Source organism: Aeromonas sp. 9A, from assembly GCF_963900955.1.
GTDB classification, from domain to species: Bacteria; Pseudomonadota; Gammaproteobacteria; order Enterobacterales; family Aeromonadaceae; genus Aeromonas; species Aeromonas salmonicida.
The window spans coordinates 1,576,345-1,595,291 of sequence record NZ_CAWRFG010000001.1; the positions used below are offsets into that span (position 1 = coordinate 1,576,345).

General features: G+C 62.0%; 11 protein-coding genes. 4 read left to right on the forward strand and 7 right to left on the reverse strand.

All coding sequences use genetic code 11. The features are described 5' to 3' along the window. Positions 1-48: 48 nt before the first annotated feature. From pgl to pykF, 3 genes are all read right to left on the reverse strand, one after another. On the reverse strand, positions 49-1,059 hold the full coding sequence (gene pgl / locus AACX78_RS07620; protein WP_159165827.1) for a 6-phosphogluconolactonase: 1,011 nt from the start codon (positions 1,057-1,059) through the stop codon (positions 49-51). A 191-nt stretch (positions 1,060-1,250) separates the two neighbouring features. After that, complete coding sequence (gene mscK, locus AACX78_RS07625) at positions 1,251-4,574, reverse strand: mechanosensitive channel MscK (RefSeq protein WP_159165828.1); 3,324 nt, start codon at positions 4,572-4,574, stop codon at positions 1,251-1,253. 147 nt (positions 4,575-4,721) lie between these two features. Beyond that, on the reverse strand, positions 4,722-6,134 hold the full coding sequence (gene pykF, locus AACX78_RS07630; RefSeq protein WP_099992100.1) for a pyruvate kinase PykF: 1,413 nt from the start codon (positions 6,132-6,134) through the stop codon (positions 4,722-4,724). Positions 6,135-6,437: 303 nt separating this feature from the next. Between pykF and AACX78_RS07635 the strand changes: the two genes are divergently transcribed. Beyond that, positions 6,438-6,662, forward strand: a complete 225-nt coding sequence (locus AACX78_RS07635; protein WP_159167479.1) for a hypothetical protein — start codon at positions 6,438-6,440, stop codon at positions 6,660-6,662. 77 nt (positions 6,663-6,739) lie between these two features. Here AACX78_RS07635 and AACX78_RS07640 read toward each other — a convergent pair whose 3' ends face one another. From AACX78_RS07640 to rdgC, 4 genes are all read right to left on the reverse strand, one after another. After that, complete coding sequence (locus AACX78_RS07640) at positions 6,740-7,921, reverse strand: M28 family metallopeptidase (protein WP_159165829.1); 1,182 nt, start codon at positions 7,919-7,921, stop codon at positions 6,740-6,742. 406 nt (positions 7,922-8,327) lie between these two features. Further along, positions 8,328-9,980, reverse strand: a complete 1,653-nt coding sequence (gene ybaL / locus AACX78_RS07645; protein ID WP_159165830.1) for a YbaL family putative K(+) efflux transporter — start codon at positions 9,978-9,980, stop codon at positions 8,328-8,330. A 372-nt stretch (positions 9,981-10,352) separates the two neighbouring features. Beyond that, on the reverse strand, positions 10,353-12,134 hold the full coding sequence (ggt, locus tag AACX78_RS07650; RefSeq protein WP_159165831.1) for a gamma-glutamyltransferase: 1,782 nt from the start codon (positions 12,132-12,134) through the stop codon (positions 10,353-10,355). Positions 12,135-12,308: 174 nt separating this feature from the next. Continuing rightward, positions 12,309-13,220, reverse strand: a complete 912-nt coding sequence (rdgC, locus tag AACX78_RS07655) for a recombination-associated protein RdgC (RefSeq protein ID WP_005312334.1) — start codon at positions 13,218-13,220, stop codon at positions 12,309-12,311. A gap of 179 nt (positions 13,221-13,399) precedes the next feature. Between rdgC and AACX78_RS07660 the strand changes: the two genes are divergently transcribed. The 3 genes from AACX78_RS07660 to AACX78_RS07670 all read left to right on the forward strand — a co-directional run bounded on the left by AACX78_RS07660 (position 13,400) and on the right by AACX78_RS07670 (position 18,908). Beyond that, positions 13,400-13,828 (forward strand): GNAT family N-acetyltransferase, encoded by a 429-nt coding sequence (locus tag AACX78_RS07660; protein ID WP_005312341.1) that lies wholly within the window; start codon positions 13,400-13,402, stop codon positions 13,826-13,828. A gap of 104 nt (positions 13,829-13,932) precedes the next feature. Further along, a complete protein-coding gene (locus AACX78_RS07665; RefSeq protein ID WP_159165832.1) occupies positions 13,933-15,159 on the forward strand; it encodes an exonuclease SbcCD subunit D C-terminal domain-containing protein in 1,227 nt (408 codons plus the stop codon). Next, the gene (locus AACX78_RS07670; protein ID WP_159165833.1) at positions 15,156-18,908 is read left to right on the forward strand and encodes an AAA family ATPase; all 3,753 of its coding nucleotides are present in this window, start codon (positions 15,156-15,158) and stop codon (positions 18,906-18,908) included. The genes AACX78_RS07665 and AACX78_RS07670 overlap by 4 nt, the downstream gene beginning before the upstream one ends. Positions 18,909-18,947: the final 39 nt, after the last annotated feature.

Genomic DNA, 18,947 nt, shown 5'->3' on the forward strand with positions numbered 1-18,947 from the left:
CAGCAATTTCAAGCCATGGCACTGCCATGGCTTTTTACTGTCCGCATCTCACTGTGTTGGCAAGGCCAGTATCCTCACCCACATGGCCCCTTCCCCGACGGGATGGCGCGCGAGCAGGGTTAGCTGGCCGCTATCGGGATCGATACTGTGGATGGCTATCTGGTGAGAGGCCTGCCCGGCCGCCACCAGATAGCGACCGCTGTGATCGATGGCAAAACCGCGGGGCATGGTCTCGGTCGGGAAGTGGGCGAGGGCAGTCAGGCTGCCATCTTGCTCAGCTATGCCAAACAGGGTCAGCAGGCTGCTGGCCCGCTCGCAGCTGTAGAGAAAACGGCCATCCGGCGTGACATGCAGATCCGCCCCCCAGCGCTCTCCCTGATATCCCTCGGGCAGCATATCCAGGCTCTGTTGCTGCCTGATCTGGCCACCCGCGTCACGCCGATAGCGGTTGATGGTGCAATCGAGCTCGTTCAGGCAGTAGATGTCGCCATTGACGGGATGCAGCGCCAAGTGTCTTGGCCCGGCCCCTTTGGCGGTATGCAAGTCCCCAAGGGAGTGGGGCAGCAGTTGACCATCTGCACTCAGGATAAAACGGCGGATGGCATCTTCGGTGAGGCAGGCGACCAAAGCCTCCTGTTCTCCTTGTTCGTTGGTCAGCAAGGTAACAGAGTGAGCCGTCATCAGTGGGGCCAGCTGTTGGTGCGGCGCCTGCACAATACCGCTGGCATCGATGGGGGAGACGGTGACGTGGTTGAAGGCATAAGAGGCGGCAAACAGGAAGCGCCCGCTGGCATCGATAGCGGTATGGGAGGCGCTGCCCGCCAGAGGGGCCGAGCCCTGTTCTGCGAGTTTGCCATCTGCGTCGATCCGGTAGCTTATCACCGCAAAATCGGGGCGCACGGCAGCATGGAGCCATTTTCCGTCCGGGCTGATCACCAGGGGCTGTACCTGTCCTTGTGTGCTTACCACTTGCAAGAGTTGCATCTCCCCCGAGTCGGCCAAGGAAAACACATGGATCTGCTGGCTGCCGGGGCTGGCGACATAAACGACTTGCTGCATTGTGCTTCTCACTCCTGATTATGGGCAACGGCAGGCCAATCTTATCCCCATCCCCCGGGATCTTGCCTGTTCTTTTGTTCGGGTCGGGCACAGGGGGTTGCCATGACGGCAAAGCCAGTTGGCGTGGCTGATGGGGGACTGGCAATGAAAAGGCCCCGTGACGGGGCCTTTGGCGTTTGATACCTGTTGCATCAGCCGGGCTGCGGGCCCGGCAGGGCGGGGGGCAGGGTGGAGTCGGACTCCACTTTCTGCTCTTCGCCCTTCATGTTCTTGATGTAGACATCCATCTGGTTGAACGCGATCTCGATGCCGTTCGCCTTGAACAGGGCGTCGATCTTGCGGTTCAGTTCATCCACCGCCGGGTTGCGATCGCCGAGCTCACTCACGAAGAAACGCAGCTCATGATCCAGGGTGCTGGCCCCGAAGGTGAGGAAGTAGACGATGGGAGCCGGGTCTTTCAGCACGCGGCTGTTATCATCGGCTGCCTGTTTGAGCAGGGTGCGGGTCAGCTCCAGATCCGAGCCGTAAGCCACCCCTACCCGCACGATCACCCGGGTGACGGTATCGCTCAGGGACCAGTTGATCAGCCGCTCCGTCATCAGCGCCTTGTTCGGGATGATCACCTCCTTGCGATCGAAGTCGGTGATGGTGGTGGCGCGAATGCGGATCCGGGAGACGGTGCCCGAGTAGGTACCAATGGTGACAGTGTCACCGATCCGGACCGGACGCTCGAACAGTATGATGATGCCGGAGACGAAGTTGCCGACCACCTCCTGCAGACCAAAGCCGATCCCGACCGTCAGACCGGCGGCGAGCCACTGCAGCTTGTCCCACTGCATGCCCATCAGGGAGAGGGCGGTCAGGGTACCCACACCGATCAGCACATAGTTGAGCATGGTGGTGATGGCGTAGGCCGTCCCCTGGGCGAGGCGCAGCTTGGAAAGCACCAGCACCTCCAGCAGACCGGGCAGGTTGCGGGCCAGTGACCAGGCTGCGCCCAGCATGAAGATGGCAGTCAGCACATCGCTCAGGCTGACGGGATAGAGCACTGCACTGGTGCCAGAGCCCACGCTCTTGTGCCACAGCACCATGCTGTCGAGGTAGGAGAAGACCGCCACCAGATCGGACCAGAGCCAGTAGAAGGCGACGCCGAATACCAGCAGCAGTACAGTGCGGGTCAGACGCAGGGATTGCTGGCTGACATCCTCCAGATCCATGGGCTGCTCTTCGATGGACTCGCCACCTTCCGCGTCTTCCTGGGATTTGTGTTCACGCTTGGCCACGGCACGGCGGTAGGCCAGACGGCGGGCCGCCAGCTCCAGACCACGCAGTGAGGTGCGGTAGACCAGGCTCCAGATGATCAGCAGGTAGAAGGACTCCACCAGACGGCCGGTCAGTTTCAGCGCCGTGTAGTAGTAGCCCAGTCCCACCAGTACCATCAGTGCCACCGGCGCCAGCGCCAGGGCGACCGCAGTGATCGACTGTTGCATGCTGCCCTCTCCCTTGATGAGGGCGCGAGAGATGGGGAACACCAGATAGGTGGTGAGGCCCAGCAGCAGCAGGGTCAGCGCCTGACCGACCACGTCGTTGCCCAGCGATGAGGGTTCTACCACAGCCTTGGTAGAGAGCATGATGAGGGGCAGCAGCGGCAGCCAGAGATAGCGCATGCTGGTGCGCTTGGCCTGCAACTCGGCCTTCGGAATACGGAAATGGGATTCGGCAATGCCGCCCGGGCGCATCACCGCCAGATAGACGCTGAACACCAGATAACCGAGGGCCAGGTTGAGGGTGATCTGGAGCATCAACTTGTCACTGAGCAGACCACAGTAAGCGAGCCAGAGACCGGCAGCCAGAATGAACAGGCTGCCCGGCAGGCGTTGCAGCACCGTATAGAGCAGGGCGCGCGGTGTGTGCCACTGGCTGTCCTGGCGAAAACGTCCCAGATCCTTGTTGATCCGCTTCAGCCGATTGAGCAGGGAGGGGCGCTTCCAGATCAGCAGGCCGCCGATCAGCAGCAGCGGGAAGGCGAGCAAGGAAACCGGCAGCAGCATCTCGCCCCAGCCGTCCCAGTCCGGTTTCAGCACCCAGTCTGAGGCTTGCTTGTAAGCCTGGGCTGGCCAGTTGATGAACCATTTTACATCGATGGGTTTGTTGCTGCTGACCCAGAAGATGTGTTGCTGCAGGGTGAATTCGATGGAGGCGTAGATCCGCGCCAGCTGCTGCTGGGTCAGCTGCAGGCTGATGGCGTTGGTCAGCTGACTGTCGAGCTGACGGTTGAGCTGATCGAGCAGGCTGATGCGGGTGTCGAGCAGGGTGGAGAGGTTGGCTCTGTCCTCTGCACTGACCGGCTCGCTGCTGCTGGCGATCAGGTTGTCCAGATACTGGGTTTTCTGGAACAGTTGGTCACGTTGCTGGCTCAGTTCGAACTGTGCCAGATGCAGGTCGGCGATCTGCTCTTCCAGATTCTTGACCAGAGTGGAAGGGGCCGACTCCAGCTGCTGGTAGAGCTGATAGAGGATGCGCGACAGCAGCAGGTTGCCCTTGAGCATCTGTACCTGTTCGTTCAGGTTGCGCTCTGTCTGGGTGCCGCGTTCCAGCCAGCTCTTGGCTTGCAGGTTCTTCTGCACCAGATTGTTGAGATTGGTGGTGGCACTGACCAGTTGCTGGCTGAGCTGATGATTGAGCTCCTGCTCTTTTTGTACCAGCGGGTTGTCGGCAATGGCGACCAGTTCGCCGGTCTGTTCTGCGGTTTTTTCGGTATCCCCCAGACGTTTGGCGCTGCTCTGCTCTTGCAGCAGTTGCAGTTTTTGCTCCTCGTTGGCGAGGCGGGCATTCTGGTAGTCCCGTTGCTTGACCGCCAGATCCTGCATGCTGGTGCGGTTATCCAGCTGTTTTTGCAGATTGGCCAGTTGCAACTCCAGCAAGGTCAGCTCTGCGCCCAGCTTCATCTTCTCGGCACTGCTGACGCTGTCACCGACGTTGAGGCGGGTACGGATCTCCTGGCTGCGCTGATAGGCACGGCTCATGTTGGTCTGAGCCCGCTCCGGCAGGGTTTGCAGACTGGTGAGCTGGCTGCCGATGGTGCCGAGGGTTTCCTGGGCATCCTGCATGTTGGCAATGACTTCGGGCTGGCGACTCTCCAGCTCGGCCAGACTCATGCGAGCGTACTCACTCTTGATCTGCTCGGCGCTCTTGTTCTGGGTCAGGGCATCGAGTTTGGCGCTGATGTCCCTGAGCTCACCCGGCAGAGAGCGGAGACGTTGGGTTTGACTCTTGGCCTTGGCGTGCTCCTTCTCGATGCTGTCGAGCAGGCTGAGGGTGTCTGTCAGAAACTTCTGGTCGGCCTGCTGGCTGACGGTGAGAGCATCTGATTTTCCGAGGGCATCGAGCGCCCGCTGTACGCTGGCCCGTTGGGGCACATCCTGCGCCATGGCTTGCGGGGCGCAGAGGCTGATGAGTAAGCAGAGCAGCGGCAACAGGGCTGCCGAGGCTCTTTTGAAACGTGTTGAGGGCATAAAACTTCCGGGTTATTACGCGATATTTGGGACATTTCCCACTTGGATTGAATCCGCGTGGATTCTAACACCGGGCTTGAACGGGAAGCAGGGGGGCAGATAAAAAAAACGGCGCCCGCAGGCGCCGTTTTATCGGTTCAGGACTGATTAGAGTACGTGAACGGAGGCGGTGTTGGTGGTACCGCTCGGTACCAGGGCACCGGAGACCATGACGACCACGTCCCCCTTCAGACCCATGCCGCTTTCCAGCGCCGCTTCTTTGCCGATGCGATAGAAATCGTCGGTAGAGGCAATGCTGTCAACCACGTGAGTCACCACACCCTTGGTCAGAACCAGTTGGGCTGCAGTTTTCTTGTTGGTGGTGATGGCCAGGATCCAGGCTTGCGGGAAGTACTTGCGAATGGCCTTGGCAGATTTGCCGCCTTCGGTGGCGACCACGATCAGCGGGGCGTCCAGCTTCTCGGAGGTCTCGACCGCGCCTTTACAGACCGCTTCGGTGATGCGCAGCTTGTTGCTGTCATTGGCAGCAGACAGGTTGGACGGCATAACGGCATCGGTACGCTCGCAGATGGTGGCCATGATGGTCACGGCTTCCAGCGGGTACTTGCCCTTGGCGGACTCACCGGACAGCATGACTGCATCGGTACCGTCCAGGATGGCGTTGGCCACGTCGCCAGCTTCGGCGCGGGTCGGACGCGGGTTCTTGATCATGGAATCCAGCATCTGGGTGGCGGTGATAACCACTTTGCGTGCCTTGTTGCACTTGGTGATGATCATCTTCTGGGCGAAGATCACTTCTTCAACCGGAATTTCCACGCCCATGTCGCCACGTGCCACCATGATGCCGTCGGAGACAGCCAGGATCTCGTCGAAGTTGTCCAGGCCTTCCTGGTTTTCGATCTTGGAGATGATCTGGATGTTCTCGCCACCGTGGGCTCTCAGGTGCTCACGGATTTCCAGCACGTCTTCTTTCTTGCGAATGAAGGAAGCAGCAACGAAATCAACGCCTTGCTCGCAACCGAAAATGAGGTCGCGCTTGTCTTTCTCGGCCAGGGCCGGCAGCTTGATAGAGACGCCCGGCAGGTTGATGCCCTTGTTCTCGCCCAGATCACCGCTGTTCAGCACTTTACAGATGACTTCACGCTCGGTGATTTCGATCACGTCCATGCCGATCAGGCCGTCATCCACCAGGATGCGGTTGCCGACGCGCAGGTCGTTGGCGAAACCGGCATAGGTCACGGCCACTTTGTCTTTGTTGCCAATGACGGTCTGGTCGGTGGTGAAAGTGAAGGTCTGGCCAGCGACCAGGGCAACGTCGTTGCCGCCTTCCAGCTTGATGGTACGGATTTCCGGACCCTTGGTGTCGAGCAGTATGGCCGCGTGCTTGCCGGTTTCGGCCATGACAGCGCGCAGGTTGTTGATACGACCACCGTGCTCGGCGTAATCGCCGTGGGAGAAGTTCAGGCGCATGACGTTCATGCCGGCATCCAGCATTTTAGCCAGCATTTCTTTGGATTCGGTCTTGGGACCTATGGTGCAGACGATTTTGGTCTTTTTCATGTCAGTCTTCATGGTTAAGGAGTTTCCGCCGTGCAATATACACCAGTTTTTGGATACTTTTTATGATCCAGAAACAACGTTTTGACCAGATAACGTTTTCTTTTCAGGGATAACGTTTTCCTCCCGGTTACTTTTTAGGGCATAAATTAACTGGTTTTCGCAGATCTGGCATAAATGTTGCCATATGTGTCTCGGCGCCAGTCAGCCTCGTCAGATGTTGTAAAATGACGATCCTTCCCTGTCATCAAGCCGTCATCAGTCTCGACAAGAATAGACACTGTGACTGAACATGAGAGCTGCAATATGGCGCCCTATCTGCTGATACTCTCTCTCGCCCTGCTCGGGATGCAGGCACTGCCCGCCAGCTGCTGGCCGGATGATCCAGCGCCTCTGGATGGGGACGTCAGCGCCCTTGAGCTCGCCGAATTGCACCAGATGCTGGCGGCCAGTGAACCCCTTCTCTCCCGCCCAGCCTGGCAAGCGCTGCGTCAGGCCACTCTGCTTGGCTGGCATCCACAATCCCGCTGAAAACCGTGTGATGAGCAAGAAAGGGAGGCCGAGCCTCCCTTTCTTGTCTTATTGCTGCTTGTTCAACCGGGTGTCACTCAGTTGATCTTGCCCATCTCGATGGCGAAGCTGGTGGCCAGCTGGGCAAACTTGAGGGCATGGCCAGCCGAGGCATCGGAGTTTTGCAGGGTATCCTGCGCCGTGTGGATCTTGGGGTTGTAGTCGTTGAAGCGTGACTCGAACGGCATGGCGGCGGGATAACCCTGATTGTGCCAGGAGGCGTGATCCGAGCAACCGTAGCCGCAGCTGTCATAGCCATAGCTTATTTGCGGCAGGTAGGCGTCAAGCAACTGGGTGAGATAGCCGGTCAGTCCCTGGTCCGTGTAGTCGGTCATGAAGACGATATCCTCAATCGAGCCCTGATGGTTGGTCATGTCCAGCTGGAGCGCGGCCAGTACCCTGGTATTGGCCGCCTTGTAGCGGGTCGCTATGTCCTTGGAGCCGCGCAAGCCCACTTCTTCTGCCGCATAACCGATAAATTGCAAGGTGCGCTCCGGCTGGCGGCCCTGCTCGGCGATGACCCTCAGTACCTCGGTCAGGGTGGCGATGCCGGAGGCATCATCGTCGGCGCCCGGGGCCAGGGTGCGGCTGTTGGGAGCCGAGCCTGCGGTGGAGTCGAGGTGGCCGCCGAGCACCACGACTTCGTCAGGATAGCGGCTGCCCTTGAGGGTCAGCACCACGGATTGCTGCGGGTAGCCGCTGTGTTTTACCCGGCTGACGCTGGCCCAGGGCAGGGCACTGCCGAGGCTCTGCCACTGGCTGGCGACCCAGTCGGCGGATTGCACCCCGGTTGTGGTGGTGTAGTAGCGGTTGCGCCAGCTGGAGAGCTTGCTGATGGTGCCCACTATGTTGCCCTGATCCAGATAGGGCAGCAGCCGGTTGACACTGGCACCCTGAGTCAGCGGCGGCGGGCTGAACAGGTTCTGGCTGAGGGGTTGGGCCATGCTCTGCAGCGCATCTGCCAGCGTGCTGTGAACCACATAGCCGCCACAGCGTTGGTGGCCTTCATGCATCAGGTGGGAGAGGGTACCCAGCTCGCTCGCCTCTATCTGGGCCAGCTGTATGGGGGCGCCGCTGGCGCTGAACAGGGGGGCCAGCTTGGCCTTGACCTGCCTGAGTTCGACGCCGCTGTCGGCACCGACCGTGATCCAGACGGGTTCAGCGGCCTGCACGGCGAGGGGCAGCAGGGGAAGCAAGAGGGCGGTCATAAAGAGTTTCATGTCGGATCCTTCCGGGTATTGTCACAGGTGACTAGCATTGGTGGGTGTCATAAGACGACCACCCCAGTCTAGCCAAGGGGGCGTTCACCGGATCTGCCCATCTGGTATGCGGACTCCCCCGTCCGGTGGGGGCCGCTGCACAATCTGCTGTTTACCACCGGGCTTGTCCCGGACTGGCCGGAGCTTTGTGCTGACCTGGCGACGGGTGGCAGTGTGGTTGTACTGTGTTGGCCAAGGCGCCCCGGCTGGGGGGCAGACGAAGGGAGCCAAACTGTGCCATGGCGCCGAGGTGCGTTCGGGATTGCCGATATGACTCATCAGCCATCGTCAGCATGAACCGGTCACAAGGTTAGCTACGGGCAAATGAAAGGGGCTTGCTGCCCCTCTCTGGTTGGATGGGGATGGATCAGGTCGGTTGGCTGGTTATTTCGGCCAGCATGCCGAGGGCGATTTCCCGCTCCCCCGTGATCACCTTGTCGGCTCCTTGCTGGGTGAGAAAATGAACTTCGTCATCACTGTCGGCACAGGCGATCACCCATATGCCCGGGTTGATCCGTTTGGCCCTGGCGATGGCATCACCAGCCTCGAAGCTGTTGGGGATGGCCAGCAACAGCCAACGGGCGTCGGCGATGGCGGCGCGACACAACACCTCGTCATCGGCCACGTTGCCGTTGACACAGGGAATAGCGGCCTGGCGCAGGCTCTCCAGCCGGTGCAAATCCTGCTCTATCACCACCAGATGTTGCTCGGCGGCGTGCAGCCCTTCCACCAGCAGGCGGCCGACCCGGCCAAAGCCCACCAGCACAGTATGCTCCTTCATCTCGACGGCCGGACACTTGCACTCGGCCAGTGCCTGGGTGTTGTCGGCATCCGGGTGTTTCTCCAGATAGCGCTCGACGGCGTTGAACACCAGCGGATTGAGCATGATGGAGAGGCTGGCACCCACCAGGATCAGATCCCGGGCCGCTTCCGGCACCAGCTTGAGCACGATGGCGAGCCCTATCAGGATGAAGGAGAACTCGCCGATCTGGGCCAGGCTGGCGGAGATGGTGAGCGCTGTGCGCTGGCTGTAGCGAAACAGCCGCACTATGGCGTAGGCCGCCACCGACTTGCCGAACATGATGATGAACAGGGTGGCCAGCACCGCCAGCGGATCCGTCAGTAGCACAGCAGGATTGAACAGCATGCCCACAGAGACGAAGAAGAGCACGGCAAAGGCATCCTGCAACGGCAGCGTGTTGTTGGCGGCGCGATGGCTCAGCTCGGAGCTGTTCATGACGATACCTGCGAAGAAGGCGCCGAGGGCGAAGGAGACGCCGAACAGCTTGACCGCCCCGAAGGCGATGCCAAGGGAGCCGGTCAGTACCGCCAGCGTGAACAGCTCGCGGGAGCCAGTGCTGGCGGTGTGAGCCAGCAACCAGGGAATGAAGCGGCTACCCACCACCATCATCAGCGCCACGAACAGGGCGACCTTGCCGAGGGTCCAGCCCAGATCCAGCGCTATGCTCTGCCAGCTCATGCTCTGATCGCCGTGCTGGATATTGGCGAGTATGGGCAGCATCACCAGCGCCAGCACCATCACCAGATCCTCGACGATGAGCCAGCCGATGGCGATGCGCCCCTGCAGGGTCTCCAGGTTCTGGCGGCTCTCCAGCGCCCGCAGCAGCACCACTGTACTAGCGGTGGAGAGGGCGAGGCCGAACATCAGGCCGGCGGTGAGATCCCATCCCAGCAGGGAGGAGAGCCCCATGCCGAGCAAGGTGGCGACCGCTATCTGGACTATGGCCCCCGGGATGGCGATCTTCTTCACCGACATCAGGTCGCTGAAGGAGAAGTGCAGGCCGACCCCGAACATCAACAATATGACCCCCAGCTCCGCCAGCTCGGGCACCAGCGCCATGTCGGCCACATAGCCCGGTGTGAAGGGGCCCGAGATCACCCCGGCCGCCAGATATCCCACCATGGGGGAGATCTTGAGACGATGGGCAAGCATGCCGAGTACGTAGGCGAGCACGAAGCCGCCCACCAGAGTCGTGATAAGGGGAAGGGAGTGGTCCATGTCGTCACCTCGCTAATGGCAGTCAGGGGGCTACCAGATCACCGCAGGGGATGAAGAGGGCAGCTGTCAATGAGCAGGGGGCGAAAGAGACAGATGTTGGCCGCAGCGAACACTGGATATTGGGGACAACAGTTGTCGTTTCTGTTGAAAAATAATACAAATTTTGCTTAAAAGCAATATTTATCCACATTTTGACGCTTATTTGCGATTAAAAGTGCATAAGTGTCGAAATGCAGGGGGAAAGGGGCGCCTTTATCCATTTCGTTGGCAGGAATAATTCATCGTTGATGATTTTCCCTGTATAGGTGGGTGCCAGCACGTCACAAGCACCAAGGCGACCCTGAGGTCGCCTTGGTGAAGATACGCTGGTACTCACTCGCCCTTGGCAATGCCCTCGCGTCTCGGATCGGCGGCGCCGAACCAGCCGCCGGCATTGCGCTCGACCCCTTGCAGACCCGAGGTCTGCTCGCTCAGTACCACTTCGTGGCCTCTCGCTTTCAATCCCTCGACCACGCTCTCCGGTGTGCGCCCAAGCTCCAGCTCGGTGGGACCGTTGCGGCTGCCGAAGTTGGGCAGGTTGATGGCCTGCTGCAGGTTCAGCCCCCAATCCTGGGTGCCGAGCAGCGTCTTGCCCACGTAGTTGATGATGGCGGAGCCCCCCGGTGAGCCCAGCGTCATGGTCAGCTCGCCGCTTGGCTTGTCAAACACCAGCAGGGGGGACATGGAGGAGCGTGGCCGTTTGCCAGGCTCGACCCGGTTCGCCACCGGCAGACCGGCGGCATCCACAGAGGTGAAGGAAAAATCGGTGAGCTGGTTGTTGAGCAGGTAGCCGTTGACCATCAGCCGCGAACCGAAACCATCCTCGATGGAACTGGTCATGGAGACCGCCATGCCCGCCTTGTCGACGATGGAGACATGGCTGGTGGAGGGGAGCTCGGGGGTCGCATCCTTGCCGCGAGCCAGTGCCAGCGGCGGCATACCGGGCTGGGCGATCCCCATGGAGCGCTCGCCGACAAGCTTGCTCCGCTCGGCCAGATAGCCCTTGTCCAGCAGCCCCTTGACCGGCACGCTGACAAAATCGCTGTCTGCCACATACTGGTTGCGATCGGCGAAGGCGAGCCGCGCCGCCTCGCTGTAGAGGTGGATGGCATCGCTTGACGCGGCAAGCTGACCTTCTGGCGTCGTCACAGGTTTGAGGGCCGCCATGTCGCGGCTCTCCAGCATGCCGAAGATCTGTCCCAGAGCTATGGTGCCGGAGGAGGGGGTCGGGAAGCCGCAGATCTGGCTCTGACGGTAGTCAAAGCAGAGGCCGTCCCGCAGTTTGGCGCGATAGCTGGCCAGATCGACCGCCGCCAGCACACCGGGATTGGTGGGATGCTGGCGCACCTTGGCCACCATGGCATCTGCCAGCGGCCCCTGATAGAAGGCATCCGCCCCCTGTGTGGCCAGGGTCTTCAGCACCCGGGCCAGTGCCGGGTTGGTGAGCGTGCTGCCGGCGGGCCTTGGTGTGCCATCCGGCAGATAGAAGTAGGCGCGGGCATCCGGATCTTTGGCGAGATAGGGGTCTTTTGCCAGCAGGGTGGCGAGGCGCGGGCTGATGACAAACCCCTGCTCCGCGAGGGTGATGGCGGGCTCGAACAGCGCAGCCCAGGGCAGCTTGCCGTAGCGCTGATGGGCCAGCGCCAGCGCCCGTACCGTGCCAGGCGCACCCACAGAGCGACCGCCTACCACGCCGTCATAGAAGGCCATGGGCTTGCCATCCTTCATGAACAGCTGATCCGTGGCGGCGGCAGGGGCCGTCTCGCGACCATCCACAGCCGCAACCTTGCTGCCATCCCATACCAGCAGCAGGGAGCCGCCACCGATACCGGAGGATTGCGGCTCTACCAGGGTCAGTACCAGTTGCACGGCGATGGCGGCATCCACGGCGCTGCCACCCGCCCGGATGATCTGGTAGCCCGCATCCACCGCCAGCGGGTTGGCCGCAGCCACCATGAAGTCATGGCCCTGCCAGCCCTGTTTGTCAGTCCAGCCGCTGGCGGCTTCCGGGGCGATCAGGGTCTGGGGGGGCGGGGCATACTGAAAGCCCTTGTCACCGGCGCAACCGGCCAGGAGGGCGAAGGCAACGGCCAGCCCTGCGGGTTTGAGCAACATGACACTCTCCTTGTCTGTTTTATGAGCGCGAAGGATGACTATGTCACGATTGGCACTGGTTGCTCAAGTTGTTGAACCAGATCAATACCTTACTCATTTATCAATAAAGGTCATGCACCGCAGACACAAAAAAACCGCCACTCGGGCGGTTTGTGCAATGCAAGCAGGCGTTGATCAGATGGACTGCTCTTCGCCACCCAGGGCGGCAAACAGTGCCGGGATGAACTGGGCCAGCTCGGCGGTCACCAGGGCGAAGTCCGCATCCAGACGTGCGGCGGGATCTTCGCTGGTCACGTCGTCGTTCTGCTCGCGCAGCTCTTCGCTGAATTTCAGGCGCTTGATGGAGAGGTCGTCCCCCAGCACGAAGCTCAGGGTCTCGCCCCAGTTCAGAGCCAGCTTGGTCACCAGCTTGTCGTTGGCCAGGTGGTTCTTTATCTCGTCGGTCATCAGATCCTGCTGCTTGCAGCGGATGATGCCGCCGTGCTCCATGGCACTGCGCAGCTCGGCTTCGTCTTCCAGTGCGAAGGTAGCGGGCAGGTTACCCTCGCTCAGCCACTCAGTCATGGTGATCTCGGGCGGATTCTTGAGCGCCACCGGCACCACCGGCAGGGTGCCGATGCTCTTGCGCAGCAGGGCCAGCAGATCGTCCGCCTTCTTGGCGGAGCCTGCATCCACCACCATCAGATTGTCGGCCGGGTTGATCCAGGCGAAGGTCTGGCTGGTGCGGCTGAAGGCGCGGGGCAGCAGGGTGTGGAGTATCTCCTCCTTCAGCGCTTCCTTCTCTTTCTTCTTGAGGGCACGACCCTGCTCGAATTCGATCGCTTCTACCTTCTCCGCCAGCATCTCCTTGATGACGGTACCCGGCAGCATCTTCTCTTCCTTGCGGGCACAGATGAGGATGTGGCCTGAGGCGGAGTGGGTCAGGGTCGAACCGAATTTGCCAAGGGGCTTGACCCAACCGAACCGGGACATGTCCTGACTGCCGCAAGGGGTGAAGGCACAGGCCTCGAGCTGGGTTTCCAGCTGATCCACTGTCAGGTCAAAGGGGCGGGTAAAGCGATAAATCTGCAGGTTTTTAAACCACATGGCGTCCTCGGTCTCATAGATTGTCCGGCGGGCATTGTACTAGAGAGGCGCTTTGTGATCAGCCAATCATTCTCGTAAAAAAAGGGCGATCGAGTTCACAGGGAGTCATGTTCGTCCCCAACCCTGTCATCAAAGTCCCCTAGACTGCGGGTGTTCAGATTGTTAACAAGGATGCAAATATGTTGAGGCCGAGTCGGTCCGAGGACATGGAAGAGATCGTCGAAATCTGGTTGCTGGCCTCCCTGCAGGCCCACGATTTCGTCGATGCCTCCTGCTGGTGGCAGGCCCAGGAGGATCTGCGCACCCGCTATCTCGACCATGCCCGCATCTGGGTGTTCGAGGAGCGCGGCGAGCTGCTCGGCTTCATGGCGCTGGTGGAGGATTACCTGGCTGCCCTGTTCGTGCGCCCCGACCGGCAGGGGCGCGGCGTCGGCCATGCCCTGCTGCAGGAGGCCAAGGCGCAGGGGGCCAGACTGCATGCGCGGGTGTTCGTGGAAAATGCGCAGGCGGTGCGTTTCTACCGCCGCCACGGTTTCGTGATCCAGGGTGAGGAGTCGGATCCCCTCACAGGTCATCCCCAGTACAAAATGTGTTGCGAGCCCGCCTGAATCTGACGCCACCGGCCTGTTTTGCTTGAAAAGAAAGGCTGGCATCCTCATCTTGTCTCCATCGGGTGCCGCTGGCACCTCTCCTGGATCCGAGTCGATTTCTCATGAAAATCCTGCATACCGCCGACTGGCACCTTGGTCATCAACTCCATGGCCATGAACGCCGCTTCGAACACGACAGCTTCCTCGACTGGTTGACCGATACCATCAAGCAGCGGCAGATCGATGCTCTGCTGGTGGCGGGCGATCTGTTTGATACCGCCAATCCCCCCGCCAGCGCCTGGCAGCAACTCTACCGTTTTCTGGCCAGGCTGCGGGCCGAGATGCCCCACCTCAACATGGTGCTGATCGGCGGCAACCACGACTCCCCCTCCAAGCTGGATGCCCCTCACGAACTGCTGCGCGCCTTCGATCTGCATCTGGTGGGCAGCATCAGCCGTGACAGTGAGGGCAAGCTTGAAACCGACCGCCTGCTGGTGCCGCTGCAAGACAGGGAGGGAAAGATAGCCGCCTGGTGCGCCGCCGTTCCCTTCCTGCGCAGCAGCGACCTGAGGGTTGAACAGCTTGAAGAGGGTCAGGATCGGCTGATTGAAGGGGTACGGCGGGTCTATGAAGAGGTATTGACGCAAGGTCGCGCGCGCTGCGAACCCGAGCAGGCACTGATCGCTATGGGCCACGCCTATCTGGCGGCAGGTCAGCTCTCCGAGCTCTCAGAGCGGCGGGTACTCGGCGGCAACCAGCATGCCCTGCCTGCCGATATTTTTGCCAGCGCCGACTACACGGCGCTCGGTCACCTCCATCTGGCCCAGAGCCCGGCCGAGGGTGTTCACTACAGCGGCTCGCCACTGCCGCTCTCGCTGGCCGAGGCCAACTACAACCATCAGGTGCTGGAAGTGACGTTTGAGGGGGGCAAATTGGTGGGCATGGAGCGGATCCCTGTGCCCCGCGCGGTGGAGATGATCCGCCTGCCCGAGAGCGAACTGGAAGGGGCGATCAAGGCCATAGAGGCCTTGTCCCTGCCGGCGCTGCCCAGCGAGGCACAACCCTTCCTCGAAGTACGACTGCTGTTGCCCAGACCCGAGGCCCGCATCCGCGAACGCATTTTGGCGGCGCTGGCGGGCAAGCCGGTACGCCTGGCCCGTATCAGTACCCGCTATCTGGGCTCTGGCCAGGGGCTGGCCGATGGCCAGAACCAGCGCAGGCTGGATGAGCTCTCCCCCACTGAGGTGTTCAGGCTCTGCTATCAGCGCCAGTTTGACGGTGAACCCGAGGCCGAACTGGTCGCCTCGTTTGAAGAGATATTGCAACAGGTGAAGGAGTCCGGCGCATGAAGATCCTGTCCCTCAGCGGTGAGAACCTGGCCAGCCTGACCGGGGCCTTCACCATCGACTTTACCAAGGGGGCGCTCGGCGCCGCAGGGTTGTTTGCCATCACGGGCAACACGGGCGCCGGCAAGAGCACCTTGCTCGATGCCATCTGTCTGGCGCTGTACGACGAGATGCCGCGCTTTATCGCCAATCGCAAGCACGTGGCCGAGGTGGGCCGAGCGGATGACGAGGAGAAGCTCAAGGCCAACGACGTACGAGGCATCCTCAGTCGCGGCCACGCCAGCGGCTGTGCCGAGGTACGGTTTCGCGGCTGCGATGGCCGCATCTGGCTGGCCCGTTGGGCGGTGCGCCGGGCGCGCAACCGTTCCGAGGGGCGTTTTCAGGCTCAGGAGCGCAGCCTGACCGACGTGGCGTCGGGTCAGGTCTTCTCCGGCAGCAAGCGGGAGCTGCAGGATCGCATCGATGAACTGGTGGGGCTCTCCTGGGAGCAGTTTCGCCGCGCCGTTATCCTGCCCCAGGGGGAGTTTGCCGCGTTTCTCAAATCGAGTGCCGACGAGCGCTCCGCCCTGCTCGAACGGATGACGGGCACCGAGATCTATTCCGCCATCTCCATCCAGACCCATGAACGGGCGCGGGAGGAGCAGCAAAAATTGGCCACCATCGGGCAACGGCTCGGCGACGTGGCGCTGATGGACGAGGCGACCCGCGAGCAGTGGGTCGCCCAGCAGTTGGCGCTCTCCACCAGCCTCAAGCACGAGCAGCAGCAGCGCCAGCTGTTGCAGGACTTGCGGGACCTCAACGATCGCATCGCCGCCCAGTTGCTGGCCTGCGAGGAAGGACAGACGGCACTGGCCGCCGCAGAAGCGGCTCACGCCCAGGCGGCTCCCGAGCGGGAGGAGTTTGGCCGCGCCGAGCAGGCCCAGGTGGCCCGCGCCGATCACGATGAACTTGCTCGCCTCACCCTGGAAGTGCAGCAGCAGGAGCAGCTCATTGGCCAGCTGGGTCCCGAGCTCGAACAGGTCGAGCAGACCCAGCAGCAGGCCGCGCTGCGCGAGCAGCAACTGCTGGCCGACAAGATAGCCGCCGAGCGCGAATGGGGGGCGCTGCAACCCGAACTCAAGCGGGCGCAGGAGCTCGATACCCGGATCAGGGAGAAGAGCAACCAGTTGCAGGAAGTTCAGCAGCAGGGGGCGCAGGCCCGCGCGCTGCAAGTCGCCCTGCAACAGGAGTGGCAACAGCAGGCGAGCCGGGTGCAGGCGCTCGAGGTGCGGCGTCAGCAATGGGCGCTCTGGCTCGAGGAGCGCAAGGCGCTGGCACCCCTGGCACGCCAGTGGCAACCCCTGCTGGCGGCCATGCAGGATTGGGCCGAGGGTCGGGATCAGCTGCAACATCTGCTGCAAAGCCGTGAGCACAAGAGCCATGTCCTGCGGGATCTCAACAGCCGGCTGGAGCAGGGACAGCAGGAGCGGGACTACTGGCAGCAGGAGCGCGCCCGGCTGCAACAGCAGCACGACCAGTTGCAGGCGCAGGAGTGGGACGGTCAGGTCGCCAAGGCGCAGGAGCAGCGTCAGACCCAGACCGAGCAGCTGGCACGGGTGCGCCAATTGCTGGAGCTGGCGGAGGCAGGCCGTAATCACAGCGAGCAACAGGAACGCTTGTTGCAAGAGATGGCGCTGCTCGAGCAACATTTGCACCGACTGGCTACCCAGCACGAGGAGCTGGTACCTGCGCTGGAGCGACTCGGGCTTCAGCGTGACGAGGCGCGTCATGCGCTGGATCAGGCCCGTGCCGTCGCCAGCTTCGAGCAGTATCGCCACGTGCTCAGCGACGGTACGCCTTGCCCGCTGTGTGGCGCAGAGGAGCATCCCTATCGCCAGAGTCAGCCGCAGGTGGCCGGAATCCTGGCCCAGCTGGCCGAGCGTGCCCGCCAGCTGGAGCTGGAGTGGGAGCGACTCAATCATCAACATATTCAGGGAGAGAGCGAGCGCGTCGAGCTGACTCGTCAGCTGGTTGCCCGCCAGCAACACCAACCCGAGCTGGAGGCGAGAGCCGAACAGCTGACCCAGCGCTGGTTGCAGTGGGGTGGTGAGACCTTGTTGGGCCACGGGCTGCCCTTGCGGCAAAGCCCCGCAGAGTGGGCGGATCTGCTGGCGCATCTCTTGGCACAGGGGGAGGCGCTGGAGCTGGGGCTGGTGGCCGGACAGCGACAGCTGCAACAGGCCCAGCAAGGCCAGCAGATGCTGATGGGACTGCGCAATCAGCTGACTCAGCTCACAACCCGTCATCAGCAGTTTGAGCAGCAGTGGCAGGAGGCCGAGCGGCAGAAGATAGAGTGGGAGGCCGAGCTCAAAGCGTTGGCCGAGCAGGAAGTCACACTGCGCCAGCGCCTGGTTCAGGGTGAAACCCGGCTCGATGAACAGATGGGGGCCGAACCCTGGCGTCAATGGCTCGGCAGCCGGCAGTGGCTCGAATGGCAGCAGACCTGCGAGGCCTATCTGCACGGACAGCGCGAGTGGGAGCAGCTGGGCAGCGAACTTGCGAGCCTGACCCCGGCGCTCAGTGCGCAGGAGGCAAGGGTTCAGAGCCAGAATGAACAGCTGCACAAGCTGGAGCGCGACTACAAGGAGGCCGAGCAACAGCGCCAGGGACTGTTGGCCAGCCGCGAGGCGTGTCTTGGGGGGCGTGCCATCGCCGAGGTCGAGGGCGAGTGGCAGCAGCGACTTTCACGGGGAGCCAATCAACTCGAAGAGGCGGTGGGCGCACTGCGGGCCGCAAGGGAGCGACAGACAGAGCTCAAGACACGGTTGACCCATCTTGAGCAGGACAAACAGGTGAGTAGTCGCCGCCGCCGTGAGGTACTGGGGCGCTGGGCTGCCCATGCCACCAGGCTCGGGATTGCCGAATATGATCTGCGCCGATTGCTGGCCATCCATCCGGAGGAGCTCAAGGCCCGCCGAACAGCCCTGCAGGGGCTGGATGATGCCCTGGCCGAGGCGCGCACCCGGCTGGCCGAACGTCAACGGGCGCTGGCACTGGAGGAGGTGAAACGGGAGCGTTATCGCGAGCATCACGGCGAACTGACGGCACTCTCCACCGAGGCCCTTGCCGAGCGCCTTGGCGCTTGCGAGGCCCATTGCCGCGAACTGGAGGAGCAGCTGTTCCAGTGCAAGAGTACGCTGGCCCAGGCCGAGGCGGCTGCCCTCAAGGCAGGCTCCTTGCAAGAGGCGCTGAGTCGCCAGCAGGCAGTGACGGATCACTGGCAGCAGCTGTCCGAGCTTATCGGCTCTGCCAGCGGCGCCAAGCTGCGCACCTTCGCCCAGAGCCTCACCCTGGAGCGTCTGCTGCTGGAGGCCAATGCCCAGCTCGGCGAGTTGTCGCCACGCTACCGGTTGGAGCGGGTACCCGGCACGGATCTGGCGCTGCAGGTGGTGGATCTCGACATGGGGGACGAGGTGCGCTCTGTGGACTCCCTCTCCGGCGGCGAGAGCTTCCTGGTATCGCTGGCGCTGGCGCTGGCGCTCTCCAGCCTCTCGTCGCGCCAGACCCAGGTTGAATCGCTGTTTATCGACGAGGGCTTCGGCACTCTGGATCCCGACAGCCTGGATCTGGCGCTCTCCAGCCTCGACTCCCTGCAGGCTGCCGGTCGCCAGATAGGCGTCATCTCCCATGTGCAGACCCTGGTGGAGCGGATCGGTGTGCAAATTCGGGTCGAGGCCCTTGGCGGTGGTGAAAGTCGGGTGGTGTTGCCCTGATGGTGGCGCTTCAGCTATGGCAAAAGGCCCCTGTCAAAG